Raw genomic sequence first — 20,594 nt, 5'->3', positions numbered from 1 at the left:
GGTAGGGCAGACATAAGGGGATAAAAAAAGTCCCACAAATCGTTGAATTTGTGGGACTTGGCTGTTCTTTGTCCGGTTTTGTCCGGTTAGTTCAGCGGAGAGAGAGGTCGGTGAACCTTCCCCCTTATATGCTTAAAAGTCAATGCTTTTGTTTTTCCAAACTTATAATCGGTAACGAAATAGGCACAAATTAAATAGCCTTATTTGTCCACCTTTGACCTATGCTCTTCTGCATATATCGTGGGTTCAAAGATACATATAAATTTCATATTTGCAAATTATTTAGTCCTCAATACTTTAGCGTTAGTGCAAGGTGCAAGCTTATCTATATAGATACTTGCACCTTGCACTAAAAAATGCAGAAAAATTTGTTTGTTTGAAATATTGTTCGTAGTTTTGCGAACAACAAATAAAGGAGATAGAATTGTGAAGATTAAGAATGACATTGAAGAACAGGAATTAATTGCCCGCTTTGCAAAAGCAATGGGACATCCTACCCGGATTGCGATACTACTGTTTTTGGCATCGCAAGAAAGTTGTTTCTTTGGGGATATTCACGATGAACTTCCGATAGCTAAAGCGACCGTATCACAGCACTTAAAAGAACTCAAAGATGCGGGCTTAATTCAGGGAGAAATCGAAACCCCGAAAGTGAGGTATTGTATCAATAAGGAGAACTGGGAAATAGCCCGAAAGTTATTTGCAGACCTTTTTAATGTATATGTAAAAGATGTATGCTGTTAATCAGCATATATTTTTTTCGACAGACGTTCGTTGTTTGGCGAACTACATTCATTTGGTATGTTCAGATAAATAAAGTGATATGAAAATTAGAAAAGTAAAATTAGAAGACGCCCGTAGGATTTGTGAAATATATAACTATTACATTGAGAATACGGCTGTAACATTTGAAACTGCTCCTGTTTCAGTAGAAGAAATGAAAGGACGTATCAGTGAGATTATTGATTCCGGATTTTCCTATTATGTCGGAGAAATCAATGGTAATATAGTAGGATACTATTACATCCACAAATGGAATGGCAGGTGTGCTTATTCATCTACAAAAGAGGTTACAATTTATTTAGATAAAGACCATACCGGAAAAGGATTTGGAACAGAGTTATACAACCATCTATTCCAAAACTTAGATAAAAAAAATATCCATGTGTTAATTGCTGGAATTTGTATTCCAAATGAAGGCAGTGTAAAGTTGCACGAGAAATTTGGATTCAAGCAAGCTTCACACATGAAAGAAATAGGATGGAAATTTAATCAATGGCAGGATGTCGGTCATTGGTTGCTTAACATAAATAATTGAAGCTATGAAAATACTTATTCTATGTACTGGTAACAGTTGTCGTAGCCAAATGGCACATGGGTTCTTGCATTCTTTTGACCCATCACTAAAAGTATATTCCGCAGGGACAAAAGCGAGTGGAAAATTAAATCCTCAAGCAGTGGAAGTTATGAAAGATGCCGGAATAGATATTTCACACCATACATCCGACAATGTAGATAAATACTTGAATGAAGAATGGGACTATGTTATTACGGTTTGCGGTGGTGCAAATGAAAGTTGTCCTACCTTTTCCGGTAATGTAAAGAATCGTTTGCACATAGGATTTGAAGACCCATCAGAAGCAACGGGTTCGCCTGAATTTATCCACTCTGAATTTATTCGGGTAAGGGACGAAATTAAAGAAGCATTTTATAAACTATATATCGAAAAAATAAAAAGCAATGAGTAAAAAGAAAATGAGTTTTTTAGATAAGAATCTCACTCTTTGGATATTTTTGGCTATGGCTATTGGCGTTGGGCTGGGTTACTTTTTCCCATCATTCAGCAGTACAATAGATTCATTATCCAGTGGAACTACAAACATCCCTTTAGCTATCGGTTTAATCTTAATGATGTACCCACCATTGGCAAAGGTCGATTACAAACAATTACCGAAGGTTTTCAAAAACGTAAAAATATTATCAGTCTCGTTAATCCTGAACTGGATTATCGGGCCAGTATTAATGTTTTTACTTGCCATCTTCTTCTTACACGATTACCCGGAATATATGGTAGGAGTAATTCTTATCGGATTAGCACGATGTATAGCGATGGTTCTTGTATGGAACGACTTAGCAGAAGGAAATACGGAATACGGTGCAGGATTAGTAGCCTTAAACAGTATCTTTCAAGTGTTCTTTTATAGCTTTTACGCTTGGTTGTTTGTTACAAAACTTCCTCCCCTATTCGGGTTTGAAGGGGCTATCGTTGATATTTCTATCGGTACGATTGCCGAAACGGTTGCTATCTACTTAGGTATTCCTTTCTTGATGGGAATATTAAGCCGATTTATATTGGTAAAATTAAAAGGAGAACAATGGTATAAAGAAAAGTTCATCCCTAAAATATCCCCTATAACTTTAATAGCACTGCTGTTTACTATCATCCTTATGTTCAGCCTGAAAGGTGAACTGATTGTGCAAATACCACTGGATGTAGTTCGCATAGCTATACCGTTACTTATCTACTTTGTGGTGATGTTCTTGCTTAGCTTCTTCGCAGGTAAGCTTATGGGGGCTTCTTATGATAAAAATGCTTCGATTGCCTTTACTGCAACCGGAAACAATTTTGAACTGGCTATCGCAGTGGCAATCGGTGTATTCGGATTACATAGCGGGCAAGCCTTCGCCGGAGTAGTCGGACCTTTGGTCGAAGTCCCGGTATTAATCCTGTTGGTAAACTTAGCATTTTGGCTTCGGAAGAAATATTATAAATAAACATAGTACAAACCAATAAAAAGAAAATGTATGAAGAAATGTATTTTAATCGGACTTTTTGCTGTATTGCTGGTTGCTTGTGGTGGTAATACACAAAAGAAAAACGGACAAGCTGCTGAATCTGAAACGGCAGCTAAAGAACAAGTTGCAGATGCTTCTGTGGTGAACGTGTATTATTTTCACGGAAAGCAACGCTGTAAAACCTGTGTGGCAGTTGAGAAAGTAACAAAAGAAACTATCGAAAAGGCTTTTGCTGATAACAAGAAAGTCCGTTTTGTAGAAATAAACACGGAAGATAAAGCAAATGCTAAACTGGTAGAGAAGTATGAGATTACTTGGAATGCCCTTATCATTGAAAAAGGCGATAATTATATCGACCTGACAAAAGAAGGTTTCGCCAATGCTGTCAATACTCCTGACGTGCTTACAGAACTGATTAAGAAAGAAGTAAACGCAAGGCTATAATACCTATGATGGAGTTTTTACAAAATCTTGTCGATGGGTCTAATTTCCCACTACTGACGGCATTCTTGCTCGGCTTAATGACTGCAATAAGTCCTTGTCCGTTGGCTACCAACATTACGGCTACGGCTTATTTAAGCAAGGATATTGCCGACAAAAGGCGGGTACTACTTAACGGGGTTTTCTATACTCTTGGCAGGATGTTTTCTTATACGGCTCTTGGAACTATCTTCTATTTCGGAGCAAGTCAGTTTCAGATAGCAAGGTTTCTTCAAAATATCGGTGGATTTTGGCTGGGGATAGCATTAGTTATAGTAGGAATCTTAATGCTCGATGTAATAAAATTCAAGTTTAATGGAATGAATAAACTTACATCAGGATTGGAAAATAAGCCAAATAAACGGAATTACTGGAATGCCTTTTTGATGGGAGTTGTGTTTGCTTTGGCTTTTTGTCCATATAGCGGAGTTCTTTACTTCGGGGTGCTTATACCTATGACGATAGCCAGCCCGTCAGGATTATTACTTCCTCCGGTATTTGCTATTGCCACCGGGTTACCTGTAATAATCATCGCCTGGTTATTGGCATATAGTATCGGGAATGTCGGAAAGTTCTACAATAATATGAAAACCTTTCAGGTATGGTTTAAGCGGATAGTAGCTGCCATCTTTATCATCGTAGGAGTTTATTATATCATTACAAATATTTAAAGAGAACGAAAATGGAAATTATAGTATTAGGCACTGGATGTGCAAATTGCAAAACCACGTATAACAGGGTTGCCAAAGTAATTGCCGACACGAACAGTAAAGCAACTTTGAAGAAAGAAGAAGATATACTGGAGATAGTGAAGTATAACATTATGTCGTTACCCGCTATCGTTGTGGATGGTGAAGTGAAAATAAAGGGCTATGTACCATCCGAAGAAGAGATAAAGAAATTAGTAACAGAATAAATAAAAATGATATGGTTGATTTAAAGTTAGATACCCGGAAAGCCGTAAAGATATACGACCCGGCATTGTGTTGTCCTACCGGACTATGTGGGGTAAATATAGACCCTGAATTAATGCGGATAGCAGTTGTTATCGAAAGCCTGAAAAAGAAAGGCGTTATCATCGAACGCTTTAATTTGCGTGACCATCCACAGGTTTATGTTGATAACAAGAAAATCAACGAATACCTGATGAAAGAATCGGCAGAAGTGCTTCCTATCACAACACTGGACGGTGAAGTCGTTCTGACAAAGCAATACCCCTCAAATAAGCAGATTGCAGAATGGTTAAATGTCCCCGAAGAGGACTTGACCGTTAAGAAATAACAGTAACAATAATCAGGTTTACAACAATTTATTCTATCTGTAAAAATAGGTAGAACAGGATGTTTACATCCCAGATTGTAACCATAAAACAGATATAGATATGAAAAAGTATAATCCGGCAAACGAAAAACTTACCCAGTATATATTCTTCACGGGTAAAGGTGGCGTTGGGAAAACATCCATCGCCTGTGCTACGGCAGTGAATCTCGCTGATAACAGTAATAAGGTACTTTTGATAAGTACCGACCCTGCATCCAATTTACAGGATGTATTTGATATGCCGTTAGACAATAAGGGAACAGCTATTAAAGAAGTTCCAAACCTTACAGTAGTCAATCTTGACCCGGAACAGGCAGCAGCCGAATACCGGGAATCAGTTATCGCCCCTTATCGCGGGAAATTACCCGAAAGCGTTATTACCAATATGAAAGAACAGCTTTCAGGTTCGTGTACCGTTGAAATTGCAGCTTTTAATGAGTTCTCCGACTTTATTACCAACGAAGAAAAGCGCAGGGGATTCGACTATATCATCTTTGATACTGCACCTACCGGACATACCCTGCGAATGCTTCAACTGCCATCGGCATGGAACACTTTTATTGCCGAAAATACAACCGGAGCATCTTGTTTAGGACAGCTTTCGGGACTGGAAGACCGTAAAGAAGTATATAAGAATGCTGTTGCTACCCTGACAGATAAAACCCAAACTACACTTTTCCTTGTCAGCAGACCGGAAGAAAGTCCTTTGAAAGAGGTCGAACGTTCATCTAATGAGCTGCTGGATTTAGGCATTGAAACACAGTATCTAATTATAAATGGAGTTTTAGAAAACTACGATGCAAACGACAGTATTTCCAAACAGATTTACGAACGCCAGCAAAATGCACTCAATAACCGTTCGTCAGCCTTGTTAAAACTGAATACATACATAGTTCCGCTTCGTTCTTATAATATGACAGGTATTGATAATATCCGTAATATGCTGAATGCAGATGTAACCATAAAGAACGATGTGGCGCATATTGAAAAAGATGATTTCAATACGATTGACAGCGTTATTGAAGACCTCTACCAATCGGGTAAGCGTGTAATTTTTACGATGGGTAAAGGTGGTGTCGGCAAAACTACTATTGCTGGGAATATTGCTCGTGGGTTGGCTAAAAAAGGCGTAAAAGTGCATTTGACTACAACTGACCCAGCCAATCACCTGTCCTTCATCGAAACGAAATTAGATGGTATTACAGTAAGTCATATAGACGAAAAAGCGGTGCTTGCCGCTTATCAGAAAAACGTATTGGATAAAGCAAGGGAAACAATGGGTGATGCCGATTTAAGCTATATCGAAGAAGACCTGCGTTCGCCCTGTACACAGGAAATCGCTGTTTTTAATTCCTTTGCCGAAATTGTTGCCAAAGCGGATAATGAAGTGGTAGTGATAGATACTGCCCCTACCGGACACACGTTGCTATTATTGGATTCAACTCAAAGTTATCATAAAGAAGTGGAACGGACACAGGGAAATATTACTCCTGCGGTTCAAAACCTGCTGCCTCGTTTACGGAATGAGAAGGAAACAGAGGTGGTTATTGTAACTCTGCCCGAAACAACGCCTGTATTTGAAGCACAAAGGCTGCAACAGGATTTACAACGTGCCGGAATTAAAAACAAATGGTGGGTAGTTAATTCCAGTCTGCTGCTTACTTCAACGAATAGTCCTTTCCTTAAAGCCAAAGCACTAAGCGAAGTACAATGGATTAATAAAGTAAAGGAAATTTCAGAGGGAAACTTTGCAGTTATAGAATGGAAAGAAAAGGTGTAATGCTACAAAACAGGAAGGAATAGGAATTTTCTTATTCTCTATGTAAGTTATCCTTTTTGAGATAAGAACCTGAAACTGTTTTTTAGCGGATTCAGGTTCTTACTGTTTTATCACAGATAAAAATATATGAAAATGAGAAAATAAATATATCATCAGGAATCAAAACGATAACTACGATGGGAGAAATAACAATAAAAGACTATTTCAGCAATCTATTACAGGAAGTGGATTCGGAAATTCAAACAATAGAATTAAACGAATCCGACTTTCTCCATGTGTGTAAAAAAGTAATTAATTACTTACAGGATATAATTTCTGATTTAAAGTCGTTCGTATTGAATTATAAATTTCAGGATAATTCAGAAGAAATATTGTTTTTCAAACACTTGAAACCTCAAATTAGCAGTAAATTAATCTATTACAATAGCATTTACAATATTGAGTTAAAACGTCCTACCGGAAGCGATGATGTTCAAACGCAATATTATGTATCAGAATTAGATTCTCTCACTACTTTTTTCAATCAAAATCTCACTTTTTATCAATACTACCGAACAAATGCCTGTTATCTTGACGATAAATACTTTCTTCGTGGAAAGCCGGATATACATTTGATTATAGATAATTCTTTTTTCGATTCAGACCCACAGTTCTCCACCAGTTATGATTTCAAGGTCGCAAAAATTTTAGCCAACGAGTTAATTAAAATTTACCTCACGAACAGGATAAAAGAACTAACAAATGAAGGTCTTCGGAAAAGGAATCAGGGTTCTTGTTGTCAAATGACTTGGACAGGCTCAAAACGTGGGCTTGTTGAACTGATTTACGCCTTTGATACTTGCGGTGCATTTGATAAGGGAAATACTGATATAAAAACAATAGCTGTGAATTTTGAAAAGATGTTCAATATAGATTTGGGGGACTTCTATCACATATACATGGAGATAAAGGGGCGTAAAATTAACAGAACAAGGTATTTAGATATTCTACAAAAGAATCTTCTTCGGCGGATGGAAGAAGAGGATTAATTACTGTCAATCCGATACGAGGTACTGGCAAGTTACCAAAGGCGAAGCTATCAATGTTTCGCCTTTTTTATTGAATAAAAATTTCACCACAGGTGGGTAAAGCTGTGGTTTTTATTTGATTTTATCCCTTCATCTTTGCAGCAAATCAATTAGTTACAATTATGGATGTCATAACGATAGAATCAAAAGCATTTAAGGAATTGGAAGCAAAGATTAACGCCATTGCAGATTATATCCTTAACAAACAGGAATCGGAAGATATAAACGAAGATGAAATATGGGTGGATAGTTACGAAGTCTGCACATTCTTAAAAATCAGCGACAAAACATTACAAAGGCTTCGGGTATCAGGCACAATCGCCTATTCCAATATTCGGGGTCGATATTTCTACAAAATCGGAGAAATAAAACGGATGTTGGAAGAACGACTGATTAAGAGCAATTCAGAATGTTTAAACGATTTAGTAACAAACCATAAGCTATATGTTAAGGAAAGAAGAAATCTTAGAAAGAACAAGTAACGGACTGAACGTTTTTAGATATTACATTGCTTGTCAATGGCGTGTAGGACGTAATTTCTTCAACCCATTATATAAAGACAATAAGGCTTCATGTAATATTTATTTTGACCGAAAAGCCGGAGTATATAAGCTGAAAGACTTTGGGAATGACGAGTATAGTGGGGATTGTTTCTATCTTGTAGGAAAACTGAAAGGTTTGAACTGTAACAATGCTAATGATTTTGTCGAGATATTGAAAACCATTAATCAGGATTTATCACTTGGATTATCAGAGAATACAGATACCTCTGTACCATATTGTCCGAAGGAATCTATACTTGTCATTCCTGAAAAGAAAGCTAAACCATATAGCTTTCAAGAACAGAAATTCACCCGGAATGAATTGGAATATTGGGAAACGTTCGGCATCACTTCTGAAATATTGGCACAGTACAAGGTCTGTTGCATTCGGGAGTTCAAAAGTGAAAATTCAGAGGGAAAACCATACTCCATAACTTCATCATTGGGAGAACCTATATTTGGTTATAAGAGCAAACGATATATCAAACTATACCGTCCATTTTCCAAAATGCGATTCTTATATGGTGGTGATATGGGGGAAAATTATAGCTTCGGATTGGAACAGTTACCAGCCAAAGGTGATACAGTATTTATCACTGGTGGTGAAAAAGATGTCCTTTCCCTCGCAGTGAAGGGATTTCATGCAATATGCTTTAACAGCGAAACCGTAAATATTCCAGCAACTATCATTCACAAACTGTCTTTCCGGTTCAAACATATCATCCTGCTTTATGATATGGATAAAACCGGGCTTGAGAGTTCTTCCAAACATGAAAAACAGTTAGCAGAATATGGTGTAAAACGTCTTCTATTACCGCTTTCAGGAACAAAAGAAGAGAAAGATATATCCGATTATTTCAGGCTTGGAAATAGCCGTGAATCGTTCCTGAAACTCTTCCTTGATTTTTTAGATACTCTATACAGCGATACTATGACTATGCTGAAATCGTGCGAAATAGATTTTAATAACCCTCCGGCAAAAGCACAGGAAATCATATCTGCCGGGGATGTACCACTGGGAACACAGGGAAATATCCTTTGCATCACAGGGGGTGAAGGTACAGGGAAAAGCAACTATGTTGCTGCGTTGGTTGCCGGGTCAATCAGACCAGAAAATATTTGTATTGATACATTGGGAATCAATGTACACGAAAACAGCCAAAATAAAGCTGTCCTATTGTATGATACAGAACAGTCCGAAGTACAACTGTTTAAGAATGTTTCTAACCTATTAAAGCGGGCAAAACAACCGGAAAAGCCGGAAGAGTTGAAAGCCTTCTGTCTGACCGGGATGTCCCGTAAAGAACGTTTACAGGCTATTGTTCAAAGTATGGATAAGTTTCATTATCAATATGGCGGTATCCAGTTAGTTGTCATAGATGGTATTGCAGATTTGGTACATTCCGCCAATGATGAAGCCGAAAGTTTGCGCGTTGTCGATGAACTCTACCGATTGGCTGGAATATATCAAACCTGTATTGTTTGTGTATTGCACTATGTTCCGAACGGATTAAAGCTTCGTGGACACTTGGGGTCGGAACTGCAACGAAAATCGGCAGCCATTCTCTCCATCGAGCTGGATAATGAACCGACTGTATCAGTAGTGAAAGCCTTGAAGGTACGGGAAGGCAGTCCGTTGGATGTTCCATTAATGCTTTTTTCTTGGGATAAGGAAACCGGGATGCACCTATATCGTGGTGAAAAGCCCCGTGAAGAAAAAGAGAAGCGGAAAGAAAAAGAACTGGTAAGCGTAGCCCGTGAAGTGTTCGACCAGCAAACATTTATCACTTATATAGACCTGTGCGAACAGATACAGCAGATTATGGATGTAAAGGAACGCACAGCGAAAAGTTATATACGCTTTATGCGGGAGAAGGAAATTATTATTAAAGACCCTTCAAATCAGAGTTATTTTATTAAAGGTCATTTTTAATCGGTTATTGTTATGAATATAGATAGGGAAACATTCATCGCTTGGATGGAACGTATAATGGACAGGTTCGATATGACCGAAAAGAAAATCGACCGATTGGCAACCCAGCGTAATTGTTTGGATGGTGAACAGCTTTTGGATAATCAGGATTTGATGTTTCTTTTAAAAGTTAGCCTTCGCACACTCCAACGTTATCGAAAAAAAGGTATCCTTCCGTATATAAAACTGGATGATGGTCGATGCTATTATAAAGCTACCGATGTACATAAATTGATTCGGGAGAAACTGTAAAAAATAATAGCTTATATCACCGACTTTCAGTATCTTTGCAGAAGAAAATTTGAGATAAAAAGCTGAAAGTTAATCTTTCAGAATTTATATATAACATAACGTTCGCAGAACGTCTCGATACGAAAACTGGCAATTTTCAAAAGAATAGGGACTACTGTGCAATGTCTATGCTATCGTTGTATAGCGTGGGCTTGCCTGTCTTCTATTCTTAGGTATGCCAGTACCTCGTATCGGAGCAGTGTGAGTTCCACGCTTCTTTTTGATGGGCTGGCGAACAGTTTTATAACTGTTTAATACCTATTGACATGGGAACCTTAAAAGCGCAAGTAGCTATATCTCTTGATGGGTTTATCGCCCGTAAAGATGGTGAAATAGACTGGATTACAAAAGAAGTAAAAGAATCTATCAGCAAAGTATATAGTTCCGCAGAAACGCTGATTTCCGGCACAAATACCTATAATTTTATTTTTGAACGGTGGGGTGGTTGGCCATACAAAAGTAAAAAGACTTTTGTAGTCGCAAATACCCCAATAAATACGATTCAGGAAGAATATTTATCTTTCATAACCGACAATCCTTTCGATGTTATTCAAGGATTGAAAAAAGAAAGGGAATCCGATTTGGTAGTTATTGGGGGCGGTAAACTTATCACATCTTTAATCAATACCGAACTGCTGGATGAATTGACAATTTACACTATTCCTATCATGCTGGGAGAAGGAATACCTTTTATTGGAAGGACTATTGGTTCAGAATGGGTAATTTCAGGGAATCAATTAATTAGCAACAATGTAATGAGTATTATATATCGGCACAAAAAGTAAGGCTGTTTCATTTTTCATACTCAATTTGCACATGAGAAAGTTCTGCCGGAATTGATTCAATCAGATTTTCAACACTTTCTTGAGGCATATTCTTTCCTATGATTATTTTAGTAATCGCTTCAGGTGGTAATTTTATAGTTCTATCTTGTATAGTTAAGGGGTCGGGTCTAAATATATGTGTCCTATATTCTTCTTCAAAACTCCATTTAGAAAGTTTTGCGAAAATTTGATAGTTATGTTGTTCTTCAAATGAATGCCATGGACGAGGTAATATAATAGGCAGTTCGTCATAATATGATACAGCACCACCGCCACCTAAATATGGGAACATTATCAATGGATTAAAGCCTATCACAAAACCATTATGGTTATTTGCATACTTCTCCCACATAGCTTTATTTGTTGGATTGGCGGTTAAGCTCAAAACTCCAAATCGTTCATCATACTCTTTGAAATCTTGCTCAACTCTCTCTTTTACATACTTTTTATCATTCATAGGAGTTTTCTTACTCCATTCTCTTGCATAAGCCCGATGTTGCTGTCTTGTTCGCTCTGGATATTTTTCTTTTGAATCCATTAAAAAATAGCTATAAATATCTTCATCTGTAAGTAAATCATAGCGAATTAAGTTCTTACAGTCTAATGGGTCTTCAAAAGAAGTGGGAGCAGCAAAAAAAACTTCTTGCTTAGTTATTATTGTTTTATGAAAAGGATTGTCCCAAACACGGTATTTATAGACTGTTTCGGGAAGTTCCATTTCTTCAAATGTTTTCTCTGATACTATTATCTTTTTTGTTTCCATAAAATTATTTTATGAAAAGCACCCGATGTCCCCACCGGGTGCTAACCACAAAAATCCTCAATTATGATAGCATAAAATCTATTCATAATGGAATTTTCTGTGGTAAAGATACGGAATTTCAGATTATTTCCTTGATTTCCCTTTCTTTTCAGGGAAAACGAATACCACATTGAACTGGTCGTCAAAAGCCAGTGAAGCATCAAAGGGCTTTCCGGCTTTACTCTTAAAACCTTTTATCACTCCTGTTTTCTTCGCTGTTACCAGTTCCGTAACCTGCTTATCCGTTAATTGCTTATCGCTTTTGTTTCGGAAGATAACCAGCCCACAATCAGTATTATCACACTTTGCTACTTTCGGATACAGCAGGATCCGACCTGTCCCGCATTTCGGGCAGGTTAAATCCTGCTGCGTTGATAAGGTGAGCTGCACCCCTAAAAGTTCGCTGGTTATCTGTGAAGCATGAACTTCTGTACTTTTATGGAAGGTGTCGGGATTCATTTCCCCGCTTTCAATCTTGGATAATGCGTTTTCCCACATACCAGTCATTTCCACATCAGCGATTTTCTTGTCCCGGACTATATCGTAAACCGCCAGTCCTTTTTCGGTCGGTACAAGGGCTTTCTTCTCCCTGACAATATACTGGCGGGTAAAGAGAGTTTCAATAATCGCTGCCCGTGTTGCTGGCGTACCGATACCGGAATCCTTCATACTGGCTTTCAGTTCGGCATCTTCCAGTTCCTTTCCTGCATTTTCCATAGCCGATAGCAACGAACTTTCCGTATGTAACGGTTTGGGCTTGGTCTGCTTTTCCAGCAACTCAATATCGGAGAGAGGTAAATTCTCTTCTTCTTTTAGTGCTGGCAAAACGGTATTTTCTTCGCCTTCTTCTTGGGTGTTGAAAACAGCCCGCCATCCGGCAGACTTTATTACTGTTCCTTTCACTGCAAAAATACTCTCGCCACTGGTGAGAGAAATTGAAGTAACTTCCTTGACGCACTTTTCCGAAAAAGCTTCCAGCATCCTTCCTGCAACCAGTTCATATATTGCCTGTTCATCCGCCTGTAAACTGCCGGGCTTATTTTCGGTAATAATCAGGGCATGGTGGTCGGTAACTTTCTTATCGTCCACCGAACGCCGATTCAGATTGCTACCATTCATTGATTTTGCGTAGCCGACAAATCGGTCGTAAGTTTCCAGCAGGGAAATACGTTCCGGTATTTCTTCGAAAACGTCTTGTGATATATAACGGCTTCCGGTACGGGGGTATGAAATCAGCTTGCCTTCATACAGTTTTTGTGCAATGGACAGCGTTTTATTTGCTGAAAAATTAAGTTTCGTATTGGCTTCCTTTTGCAATGTGGTAAGGTCGTACAAGAGTGGTGGTTCTTGTATCACTTCCTTACATTCTACCGATTTAACCTGCACCTGACCGCTATCCTTTATTATTTGCAGCTTGTCGATGGCAGGTTGCTGATTATCGAATTTTTCTTCTGAAAGGGCTGAAAAATCGATATTGTCTTTCCCTGTTTGTAATTTCAGTTGCCAATACTTCTGTGGAACGAAGTTCTTATTCTCAAGGTAACGGGAACATATCATCGCCAACGTGGGTGTCTGTACCCGTCCCAAAGAATATGTCCCTCTTCCGGCAGCTATACTTAATGCTTGGGAAGCATTAATGCCGATAAGCCAGTCTGCTTCGCTTCTTGCCTTTGCCGACCGGAAAAGGTTGTCGTACATTGTTCCGTCCTTGAGATTCTGTAATCCGTCCCGGATGGCTTTATCCGTCAGGCTGCTAATCCATAAGCGAACGAAAGGTTTCCGGCACTCAAGATATTGGTAGATATACCTAAATATCAGTTCACCTTCTCTTCCGGCATCAGTCGCAACGATAATCTTTTCGCACTGGTCGAATACTTCTTTGATAATCTTGAGTTGCTTAACCGTTCTGCTATCAGGCTTATATCCTTTGTCGGTTTTTACCTGACGGGGAATAAGCTGGAACGACTGCGGTAGTATAGGTAAATTTTCCCGCCTGAAGTTCTCGATTCCGTAGGCATCAGGCATGGCAAGTCCTACCAAATGACCGAACGCCCAGGTAACGATGTATCCGTTACCTGAAATGTTCCCGTCATTCTTTTGTGTTGCTCCCAGTACGTTGGCTATATCCCTTGCCACACTGGGCTTTTCTGCTATTACTGCTATCATTATATAATTGGATTTTTGTGGTTGATAATTATTTCATTTTGCGACCTTGCGACTTTTTAGGCTTGTCGGGTTTTTGTTCTTCTTTCTTTTCTTCCCGCTTTTTCTTCTGTTCCCCAGTAGGTGTAGCCTGTCCGGGCTTCAAAGGTTCTTTCGTATGCTTGGTCGCTTCGTTCGTTTTGCCTTCGGAATTGACCGCTACCTGTGTTTTGTGTTCGTTAGCAGGGGTTATTTCTTTGGCTTTCTCTTTCGCCTTGTCAGGATTGAATTTGTAGAAATCCAGTTTTCCTTTTTCATGGTTTACCTTAACATAGGCGTTATATTCCTGACCTTCTTTATCTTTTAGCCCTTTTACATAGATGGTTTTATCCGCCCGCAAATCAGCCTGCTGTTTGTCGGATAATTCCACTCCTGCAAGAGATTTGGGAATACGCACCCCTTCGGGCTGGTCGTTCCTCTGCTGTTGTCCCTGCTGTTGGGTTTGCTTTTGCTCTTTTTCGGGAAAGATAAATTCAAGGCTGCGTTTTTCCGCATTGACCTGAACGAAGGCAGAAAACGGTTTATTCTTGGCGGAAATCATATTTTCAAGGAATACCGCTTTACCTTCCATCAGTGCAGCTTTTTGTTTTTCATCCAGCTTAACGCCCTTTATTTCATCAGGGAGTTTGAGGGACGAAGCCTTCATGGATACCAGTTCATTAGTCTGTTTGTCGATACTGATAAAAGAAGGTACAAGTTCACCTGTACGGTAGTTTTTTACATCAACAATTCTACCCATGTTTCCGGTTTCCCGGAGATTCTTTTTGTCTTCATCGGTAAATTGGTGTCCAAAGAACGGACGGTCAAGTTCCGGTTCTTTACGGATACCATGAATAGCCAATACTACATTCCCTTCACTGTCCGGACGGAACGAAAGACGGGCATCCGTTTTCATTACCATTGACCCGAAGTTGGCTTCAATCGGAAAGGTAGAAGGCGACTTATATCCCCGCAGCATAGGTTCTAAAGCCTTTGATTTTTCAAGCTGTTCTTTGGTGATACCCAGATTTTTCAGGTCGTCCCAGTTGATTTTGTTAGGGTCGATGAAATACTTATTCGTATCAGCAGGCTTCTGTTCCTGTGTAGTGGATTCCTTTGAAACTTCCGGTTTCGGTTCTTTTGGCTCGATACGGATTTCATCAAGCATTTCATCGGCAGCAGGTGTCGGGTTCTTGATATTCTCCTGAATGATTTTTACTGTCCGTTCGGTGTCTTCGGGTGCTACTTTGAAGAAACTGAAACGGGTTGGGTCTTTTAGTTGGTTGAAAAAGTTCTTCAAGAAATTTTCAAGTGCGTTACCCTGCTTATCCACTTTCAGGAAATCGTTGTTATGTTCCTGCTTCGGCGGAACGGTTTGCAGTTCCCCGTTTTCATCAATACCTTTTACGGCATTAATTGTTTTCTTTTCCTTGTCAAAGACAAGAAGAATGTCCATCATCTGTTCATCAGAGCCGGACTTGTTGTTTGAATTTACATCCATACTTTGATTTTTTAATAAGTAAATATTTGATTGTCAAATCAAAGGTATGGGATATAAAAAAGCTGCCACCCCGTTTTTAGAAAGGTGGCAGCAGTTGTCTTTGGATGGCGTTATATGTCTTTAATGTAATTATGGTTCAGCTTTATATTTGCTTTCGTTTATATATGTGTCTATATTAGCTAATACGTCCTGCAAATATATGTATGTTTTATCTTTAAAGGTTATTAAGTCCCCGATAGAATAATCTCTTCCTATTTCTGTAAATGTCATTTCACCATGTGCTAATTTATTGCGTTTATCTTTTACCGTCAATAATTCTTCTCCATTGGGCGATTGTGTGAAGCCAAATTTAGTTGCTATATCTCGAAGTTCCCTAGCATCAATATTTCCACTAATATTAACACATTCTGCTTTAAAATGAAGCAATTCATTATTTAATATTACATCAGCTAATTCATGTAACATCTTTTTGAGAGTATCTACTCTAAATGTACCTTCCTTTAAATCTATAACTTTTTGATTAAACCATAACTTTCTCAAATCTAATGTTAGCTGCTTAAAAGTTATTGACTCTGTGTGCATTGCATTGAAAATAGCCCCAATAGACTTTCTAGTTGTAGATTCTATTAAATTATACAATAGCAAAAAACCATTTGCCTTTAATATGCGAGTAAGTTCTTCATCTATATCTTGTTCCAATATTTGGTCATCAATAGTCTTGCATTGAATAGTACATTTGCCTTTATCAAAAATACTTAATGTATTAAAATACAAGTCTATTTCACTTATTCGTTTATTAAACTCTGCTCTAGTTTCAATCATAGTGAAGCTGGTCTTTTTTGATATTATCCAATAGACAATCTCTAACAAATTCAATACGTCTAACTAATTTCCCTTGATTGTTGCTTGCATCAGATGTTGTATGTTCTTTAAATTCCAATGAGTATAGCCATTCCATATAAGATGGCTCTAAGTCCGGTTTTTGGGAGAGTGCTAAATGAACACCAACCGATAATGCTTCAAATCGGACACGAGGTGTTGCATTATCTCGTCCTTTTCGGGCAAAGTATGGTGGTTCAAAATATTTTTCCACAAAAGAAATTACATCATTAAGTTGTGTTGTGAGCAATGCTCTGTCAAATCCTTTTGAGTTTTTCTCTTTAACGAAATCATCTAAAAAAGGAGCAACATCATGTTTAAATTCCTTGTATTTTTCAGAATATGCGAAAAACCTCAAAGCCAGTTCTTCATACTCTCCTCTATCGGCTTTAGGCTGCGGGATAGGGCAAACCGCCCGAAAACGTTCTAATTGTCCACATTCTAATACGAATTGATAGAAATCTCCTTGTAATGCCCCCCTTCTTATTTCTGAAAAAGACAAGTTTTTGGGAGTTGTATTTATCCTATTGAAAATATCCGCCCGAACATCAGGAGTTGCATTATCAGTAACAACATGAAATCTAAAATCCCGTAACAAGAATTTATTTCTCCGAGTTGTTGTTAGTTGACTATAATATGTACCATTTAAATGGGTCAGTTTTTCTAATCCGGCTAACTTTAGTTGGTCATCAAAATATTCGACTAAAGTTCGTATTCGTTGGCTACCATCAATAATCTCTAACTCCGCCTCGTCTCCTGATATTGAAACTAAAAAGGGCATGATTGGCACTCCTAAAAAGACAGATTCTATAAATTTGGACTTGCGTTTTTTATCCCAAACAAATTTTCGTTGATAATGAGGTACAAATATTTGCTCCTTTTTATATTTAGATACAATAACTTCAACAGGATACTCTTTTGTATCATATATATACGGAATACTTTCAGTGCTTATTTGTTGCTCAATATCCTGTATTTGTTGCTCAAGAAGTTTTTTCTTTGCCATAGTCCAATATTTTATTATCAATTAAATGATTCTTAATACTCTCTGCGATAATTTGTCCTAATTTTGGGGGCACGGCGTTCCCAATTTGACGTGAAATAATTGACGGATTATAATTGTCAATATTTTCATAGAATTTATATTCCATTGGGAAAGTTTGCAAAAGGGAAGCTTCTCTTAAAGTTATTGCTCTGTTTTGCTCAGGATGTCCAAAACGACCATTCCCTAAACCTGTACAATGTGTGGTCATGGTTGGGGATGGAGCATTCCACTTCATCCTGCCATATACGCTACCATATGTCCTACCACTCTTTTTCTTATAGCATTCCAACAATAACTCTTCTGGCCAATCTTTCCAGCTACCACCCTCTTTTGTGTTCTGAATACGCTTCATATTGAGTGGGCTTAATGCTCTGGCTCGATGCAAAGGGTCGTTGGGGTCAAATTCACCTGCATTAACGGCAGGCAAATTAGCTATCGTTTCTCGTACAGTAACATAATTTTCAGAATTATGAGTTTTAGGTAATAGTTTTATATCTCCCAATTTAGAAGCTAATAAAACTAATCTCTTACGAGTTTGAGGTATTCCATAATCAGGACAATAGACTACTTCATAATGGACATGATACCCTAAAGACTGCAATTTCTCACAGAAATCTTTAAATATTGTATTCTTCTTTATGTCAGCTAATTGCGGAACATTTTCCATAGAAACTATGGTAGGTTCTACTTCTTCAACTAATCTAGAGAAGGTGTATAACATATTCATCTTCTTTTCATCCTTTTCTTTAACTTTAAAGCTATATGACGAAAAGGGCTGACATGGAGCGCAACCTACTAAAATTTTAAGATTATCCCCATAAAGAACATCTAACTCTGAACCTTCTAATTCTGTAATATCTTTCGTATAAAATGTAGCCTTATTATTACTCTCAAAAGCAAACTTACATGTAGGGTCATTGTCATATCCAGCGATGACATTAAATCCCTCTGCAACAAACCCATACGACAGTCCGCCTATCCCGCAGAATAGGTCTATTACAGTTGCTTCTTTTTTCTTCTCCATTAATGAATATAACTTTTTGCAAAGATACGAATATTAAAGCGAATATCATTAAATTAAGTTAGGCTTTTACTCTTCACTCTTCACCAAATGCTGCAACTCCGGGTCGCTTTTGATGCGCTCCATTTCATCAATAACAATCTGCTTAACATCCTGCTTTATCCGCTCGTAATTAAGCTGGATTTGCTCTTTCATCAGGTCGTTGCCATCTGCATCCCGGAAGTCGATAATCTCCGGTATCTTTTCATAGCGGGCTGTTTCACGCTTTACCTTCTCGTTATCCACTACGATTTCAGCATGGAAAATCTTTTGGTCTATCCGTTCATCGAAATTATCACTGACCGCACCCACAAACATTCCCTGCGTAAGATTCGATATTTTACTGGCAGGTATCAAACTATCCATCTGCGTACTGATTGAGGTTGATTTATCCTGACGGTTGATTGTCATAGACTGACGTTTCTGCAAAACTTTCCCGAAACGGTCTGACAATGTTTTTGCTGTTTCTCCTACAACCTGACCGCTAAAAATATTTCCAACTGTATTTTGGATTACTTTACTTTCCTTATCGCCATAATCCCTTGTTAGCTGGCTATAATCCTGAAAGCCCAAACAGACTGCTACTTTATTGGAACGGGCAGTAGCTATCAGGTTATCCAATCCCCGGAAATAAATGGTCGGTAACTCGTCAATAATAACCGAACTTTTAAGCTGTCCTTTCTTGTTAATTAGCTTCACTATACGACTGTTGTACAGTCCCAAAGCGGCGGAATAAATATTCTGCCTATCGGGATTGTTACCGACACAAAGTATTTTCGGTTCGTCCGGGTTGTTTATATCCAGTGTAAAATCATCACCTGTCATTACCCAGTACAATGCCGGACTTATCATTCTTGATAGTGGGATTTTTGCCGATGCGATTTGCCCCTGTAACTGGTCTTGGGCTTGGGATTCCCACGCATCCATAAAGGGAGAAAGATAGTTTTCCAACTCCGGGTAGGAAGTCAGAATAACAAATGTGTCTGCATACTTCCGGTTCAGGAACTCGATGGCGTGCGGGAATGTGCAATACTTTCCACCCTTATATATCTTGAGAAACCAAATAATCGCAGCCAGCAGGATAATCGGGGATTCCACAAAGAAATCGCCTTGCTTCTGAATCCAGCTTCGGTTCAGGTTCAGCATAATGGTGTATGCCGATTCATAAGCATCCGATATATCTGTCATAAAAGCCGGATTGATAGGGTTACATCGGTGGCTTCGGCGTGGGTCGTCAAAATTGATAACATAGAACGTGGGCTTTATCTTATAAGCATCCGAATGGTTCATCAGGTGGTTGTATGCGATTTCCGATAAGTCCGGGAACTTATAATCATAACAGTAAAGTGCAAAACCCTTCTCTATCTGCTGTTTAATGTAATTATTTACCACTGCGTAGGATTTACCGCTACCGGGAGTTCCCAGCACAATAGTAGCCCGGAACGGGTTTACCACGTTTATCCATCCCTTGTGCTGTTTCTTCTTATGCCAAAAACGTGATGGAAGATTCACCGAATATTCATTCTCCATCAGGCGGGTTTCCTGCATAAAGCTTTCGTTCTCCAAATTGAAAACATCATCCATCATATTGTTTTTGAGTAACCGGGACATCCATACCCCGGCAACCAATAAACATAAATATCCGCCAGCCATTGACAGGATATAAAATGTAGCGTTCGCCGAAAGCGGTAATGGCAAATACAGCATCCACCAGTTCAGGAAAAACAGGATAAAACCAATAACAAGGAAAACATAAATCTTTGTCCATGTTACCTTTTCTTCCTTCACTCCTTTTGTCCCCAAACAACTCAACGCAAGGAATACCACTGCAAATACTTTCGTTATCAGGATATGGCTAAATAGCCCTGCTGTTCGCTGGAAGTTTAATAATATCTTATCGAGTACACCGATATTGATACCCCAGTTTACTATCGACTGGTAACAAAACCAGTAGATGTTGATTACCACAAATAAAATACTGATTGCCCGCATAAAGTCCATGACTTTGGCAAGTCCTCTTAAATCATCTTCATTTTGCATAATTGATTCTTTTT

21 protein-coding genes are annotated in these 20,594 nt (G+C 38.4%); 14 read left to right on the top strand and 7 right to left on the bottom strand.

From position 1 onward, the window contains the following. The first annotated feature begins 426 nt into the window (after window positions 1–426). From GGR07_RS03285 to GGR07_RS03220, 14 genes are all read left to right on the top strand, one after another. Window positions 427–744, top strand: coding sequence for an ArsR/SmtB family transcription factor (locus tag GGR07_RS03285; protein ID WP_034542507.1), 318 nt, complete (start codon window positions 427–429; stop codon window positions 742–744). A gap of 79 nt (window positions 745–823) precedes the next feature. After that, window positions 824–1,318 carry a GNAT family N-acetyltransferase gene (locus GGR07_RS03280; protein WP_034542508.1) on the top strand — a complete coding sequence of 165 codons (495 nt, stop codon included), beginning with the start codon at window positions 824–826 and terminating at the stop codon, window positions 1,316–1,318. A gap of 4 nt (window positions 1,319–1,322) precedes the next feature. Further along, window positions 1,323–1,748, top strand: a complete 426-nt coding sequence (locus tag GGR07_RS03275; protein ID WP_025836648.1) for an arsenate reductase ArsC — start codon at window positions 1,323–1,325, stop codon at window positions 1,746–1,748. After that, window positions 1,741–2,775: an ACR3 family arsenite efflux transporter gene (arsB, locus tag GGR07_RS03270; RefSeq protein ID WP_034542509.1), complete on the top strand. Its 1,035-nt coding sequence runs from the start codon at window positions 1,741–1,743 to the stop codon at window positions 2,773–2,775. The genes GGR07_RS03275 and arsB overlap by 8 nt, the downstream gene beginning before the upstream one ends. A 30-nt stretch (window positions 2,776–2,805) precedes the next feature. Beyond that, on the top strand, window positions 2,806–3,240 hold the full coding sequence (locus GGR07_RS03265) for a nitrophenyl compound nitroreductase subunit ArsF family protein (protein ID WP_025836651.1): 435 nt from the start codon (window positions 2,806–2,808) through the stop codon (window positions 3,238–3,240). An 8-nt stretch (window positions 3,241–3,248) separates the two neighbouring features. After that, a complete protein-coding gene (locus GGR07_RS03260) occupies window positions 3,249–3,947 on the top strand; it encodes an aromatic aminobenezylarsenical efflux permease ArsG family transporter (protein ID WP_025836653.1) in 699 nt (232 codons plus the stop codon). Between the two features lie 11 nt (window positions 3,948–3,958). After that, on the top strand, window positions 3,959–4,192 hold the full coding sequence (locus tag GGR07_RS03255; protein WP_025003744.1) for a thioredoxin family protein: 234 nt from the start codon (window positions 3,959–3,961) through the stop codon (window positions 4,190–4,192). A gap of 11 nt (window positions 4,193–4,203) precedes the next feature. After that, a complete protein-coding gene (arsD, locus tag GGR07_RS03250) occupies window positions 4,204–4,557 on the top strand; it encodes an arsenite efflux transporter metallochaperone ArsD (RefSeq protein WP_025003743.1) in 354 nt (117 codons plus the stop codon). 100 nt (window positions 4,558–4,657) lie between these two features. After that, entirely contained in the window at window positions 4,658–6,376 is a 1,719-nt protein-coding gene (arsA, locus tag GGR07_RS03245) for an arsenical pump-driving ATPase (RefSeq protein WP_034542510.1), read from the top strand. Between the two features lie 176 nt (window positions 6,377–6,552). Further along, window positions 6,553–7,404 carry an RteC domain-containing protein gene (locus tag GGR07_RS03240; RefSeq protein WP_041993577.1) on the top strand — a complete coding sequence of 284 codons (852 nt, stop codon included), beginning with the start codon at window positions 6,553–6,555 and terminating at the stop codon, window positions 7,402–7,404. A gap of 161 nt (window positions 7,405–7,565) precedes the next feature. Further along, window positions 7,566–7,925: a helix-turn-helix domain-containing protein gene (locus GGR07_RS03235; RefSeq protein ID WP_025003740.1), complete on the top strand. Its 360-nt coding sequence runs from the start codon at window positions 7,566–7,568 to the stop codon at window positions 7,923–7,925. After that, entirely contained in the window at window positions 7,888–9,918 is a 2,031-nt protein-coding gene (locus GGR07_RS03230) for a bifunctional DNA primase/helicase (protein ID WP_036844646.1), read from the top strand. Before GGR07_RS03235 ends, GGR07_RS03230 begins: the two co-directional genes overlap by 38 nt. A 12-nt stretch (window positions 9,919–9,930) precedes the next feature. Then, window positions 9,931–10,209 carry a helix-turn-helix domain-containing protein gene (locus tag GGR07_RS03225; RefSeq protein WP_025003738.1) on the top strand — a complete coding sequence of 93 codons (279 nt, stop codon included), beginning with the start codon at window positions 9,931–9,933 and terminating at the stop codon, window positions 10,207–10,209. Window positions 10,210–10,514: 305 nt separating this feature from the next. Beyond that, on the top strand, window positions 10,515–11,033 hold the full coding sequence (locus GGR07_RS03220; RefSeq protein WP_034542516.1) for a dihydrofolate reductase family protein: 519 nt from the start codon (window positions 10,515–10,517) through the stop codon (window positions 11,031–11,033). Window positions 11,034–11,040: 7 nt separating this feature from the next. Here GGR07_RS03220 and GGR07_RS03215 read toward each other — a convergent pair whose 3' ends face one another. From GGR07_RS03215 to mobC, 7 genes are all read right to left on the bottom strand, one after another. Continuing rightward, window positions 11,041–11,835, bottom strand: coding sequence for a DUF2971 domain-containing protein (locus tag GGR07_RS03215; protein WP_025836662.1), 795 nt, complete (start codon window positions 11,833–11,835; stop codon window positions 11,041–11,043). Window positions 11,836–11,958: 123 nt separating this feature from the next. Further along, the gene (locus GGR07_RS03210; protein WP_039431396.1) at window positions 11,959–14,040 is read right to left on the bottom strand and encodes a type IA DNA topoisomerase; all 2,082 of its coding nucleotides are present in this window, start codon (window positions 14,038–14,040) and stop codon (window positions 11,959–11,961) included. 28 nt (window positions 14,041–14,068) lie between these two features. Next, window positions 14,069–15,556, bottom strand: coding sequence for a DUF3945 domain-containing protein (locus GGR07_RS03205; RefSeq protein ID WP_039431399.1), 1,488 nt, complete (start codon window positions 15,554–15,556; stop codon window positions 14,069–14,071). A 129-nt stretch (window positions 15,557–15,685) separates the two neighbouring features. Continuing rightward, on the bottom strand, window positions 15,686–16,378 hold the full coding sequence (locus tag GGR07_RS03200; RefSeq protein WP_034542524.1) for an MAE_28990/MAE_18760 family HEPN-like nuclease: 693 nt from the start codon (window positions 16,376–16,378) through the stop codon (window positions 15,686–15,688). Beyond that, window positions 16,371–17,441 (bottom strand): DUF262 domain-containing protein, encoded by a 1,071-nt coding sequence (locus GGR07_RS03195; protein ID WP_039431400.1) that lies wholly within the window; start codon window positions 17,439–17,441, stop codon window positions 16,371–16,373. The genes GGR07_RS03200 and GGR07_RS03195 overlap by 8 nt, the downstream gene beginning before the upstream one ends. After that, window positions 17,419–18,504, bottom strand: coding sequence for a DNA cytosine methyltransferase (locus GGR07_RS03190; protein ID WP_034542526.1), 1,086 nt, complete (start codon window positions 18,502–18,504; stop codon window positions 17,419–17,421). The genes GGR07_RS03195 and GGR07_RS03190 overlap by 23 nt, the downstream gene beginning before the upstream one ends. Window positions 18,505–18,570: 66 nt before the next feature. After that, entirely contained in the window at window positions 18,571–20,580 is a 2,010-nt protein-coding gene (mobC, locus tag GGR07_RS03185) for a conjugal transfer protein MobC (RefSeq protein WP_039431402.1), read from the bottom strand. Window positions 20,581–20,594 lie beyond the last annotated feature (14 nt).

The organism is Bacteroides pyogenes, from assembly GCF_014196225.1.
Taxonomy (GTDB): domain Bacteria; phylum Bacteroidota; class Bacteroidia; order Bacteroidales; family Bacteroidaceae; genus Bacteroides; species Bacteroides pyogenes_A.
Note: the sequence above shows the minus strand (reverse complement) of the source record. Positions and strands in the feature narration are given on the sequence as shown.

What these genes read in the sequence shown, in the direction of transcription:
- GGR07_RS03280 (WP_034542508.1), top strand. Translation starts at nt 824, where the DNA reads ATGAAAATTAGAAAAGTAAAATTAGAAGACGCCCGTAGGATTTGTGAA.
- GGR07_RS03275 (WP_025836648.1), top strand. Translation starts at nt 1,323, where the DNA reads ATGAAAATACTTATTCTATGTACTGGTAACAGTTGTCGTAGCCAAATG.
- arsB (WP_034542509.1), top strand. Translation starts at nt 1,741, where the DNA reads ATGAGTAAAAAGAAAATGAGTTTTTTAGATAAGAATCTCACTCTTTGG.
- GGR07_RS03265 (WP_025836651.1), top strand. Translation starts at nt 2,806, where the DNA reads ATGAAGAAATGTATTTTAATCGGACTTTTTGCTGTATTGCTGGTTGCT.
- GGR07_RS03260 (WP_025836653.1), top strand. Translation starts at nt 3,249, where the DNA reads ATGGAGTTTTTACAAAATCTTGTCGATGGGTCTAATTTCCCACTACTG.
- GGR07_RS03255 (WP_025003744.1), top strand. Translation starts at nt 3,959, where the DNA reads ATGGAAATTATAGTATTAGGCACTGGATGTGCAAATTGCAAAACCACG.
- arsD (WP_025003743.1), top strand. Translation starts at nt 4,204, where the DNA reads ATGGTTGATTTAAAGTTAGATACCCGGAAAGCCGTAAAGATATACGAC.
- arsA (WP_034542510.1), top strand. Translation starts at nt 4,658, where the DNA reads ATGAAAAAGTATAATCCGGCAAACGAAAAACTTACCCAGTATATATTC.
- GGR07_RS03240 (WP_041993577.1), top strand. Translation starts at nt 6,553, where the DNA reads ATGGGAGAAATAACAATAAAAGACTATTTCAGCAATCTATTACAGGAA.
- GGR07_RS03235 (WP_025003740.1), top strand. Translation starts at nt 7,566, where the DNA reads ATGGATGTCATAACGATAGAATCAAAAGCATTTAAGGAATTGGAAGCA.
- GGR07_RS03230 (WP_036844646.1), top strand. Translation starts at nt 7,888, where the DNA reads ATGTTAAGGAAAGAAGAAATCTTAGAAAGAACAAGTAACGGACTGAAC.
- GGR07_RS03225 (WP_025003738.1), top strand. Translation starts at nt 9,931, where the DNA reads ATGAATATAGATAGGGAAACATTCATCGCTTGGATGGAACGTATAATG.
- GGR07_RS03220 (WP_034542516.1), top strand. Translation starts at nt 10,515, where the DNA reads ATGGGAACCTTAAAAGCGCAAGTAGCTATATCTCTTGATGGGTTTATC.
- GGR07_RS03215 (WP_025836662.1), bottom strand. Translation starts at nt 11,835, where the DNA reads ATGGAAACAAAAAAGATAATAGTATCAGAGAAAACATTTGAAGAAATG.
- GGR07_RS03210 (WP_039431396.1), bottom strand. Translation starts at nt 14,040, where the DNA reads ATGATAGCAGTAATAGCAGAAAAGCCCAGTGTGGCAAGGGATATAGCC.
- GGR07_RS03205 (WP_039431399.1), bottom strand. Translation starts at nt 15,556, where the DNA reads ATGGATGTAAATTCAAACAACAAGTCCGGCTCTGATGAACAGATGATG.
- GGR07_RS03200 (WP_034542524.1), bottom strand. Translation starts at nt 16,378, where the DNA reads ATGATTGAAACTAGAGCAGAGTTTAATAAACGAATAAGTGAAATAGAC.
- GGR07_RS03195 (WP_039431400.1), bottom strand. Translation starts at nt 17,441, where the DNA reads ATGGCAAAGAAAAAACTTCTTGAGCAACAAATACAGGATATTGAGCAA.
- GGR07_RS03190 (WP_034542526.1), bottom strand. Translation starts at nt 18,504, where the DNA reads ATGGAGAAGAAAAAAGAAGCAACTGTAATAGACCTATTCTGCGGGATA.
- mobC (WP_039431402.1), bottom strand. Translation starts at nt 20,580, where the DNA reads ATGCAAAATGAAGATGATTTAAGAGGACTTGCCAAAGTCATGGACTTT.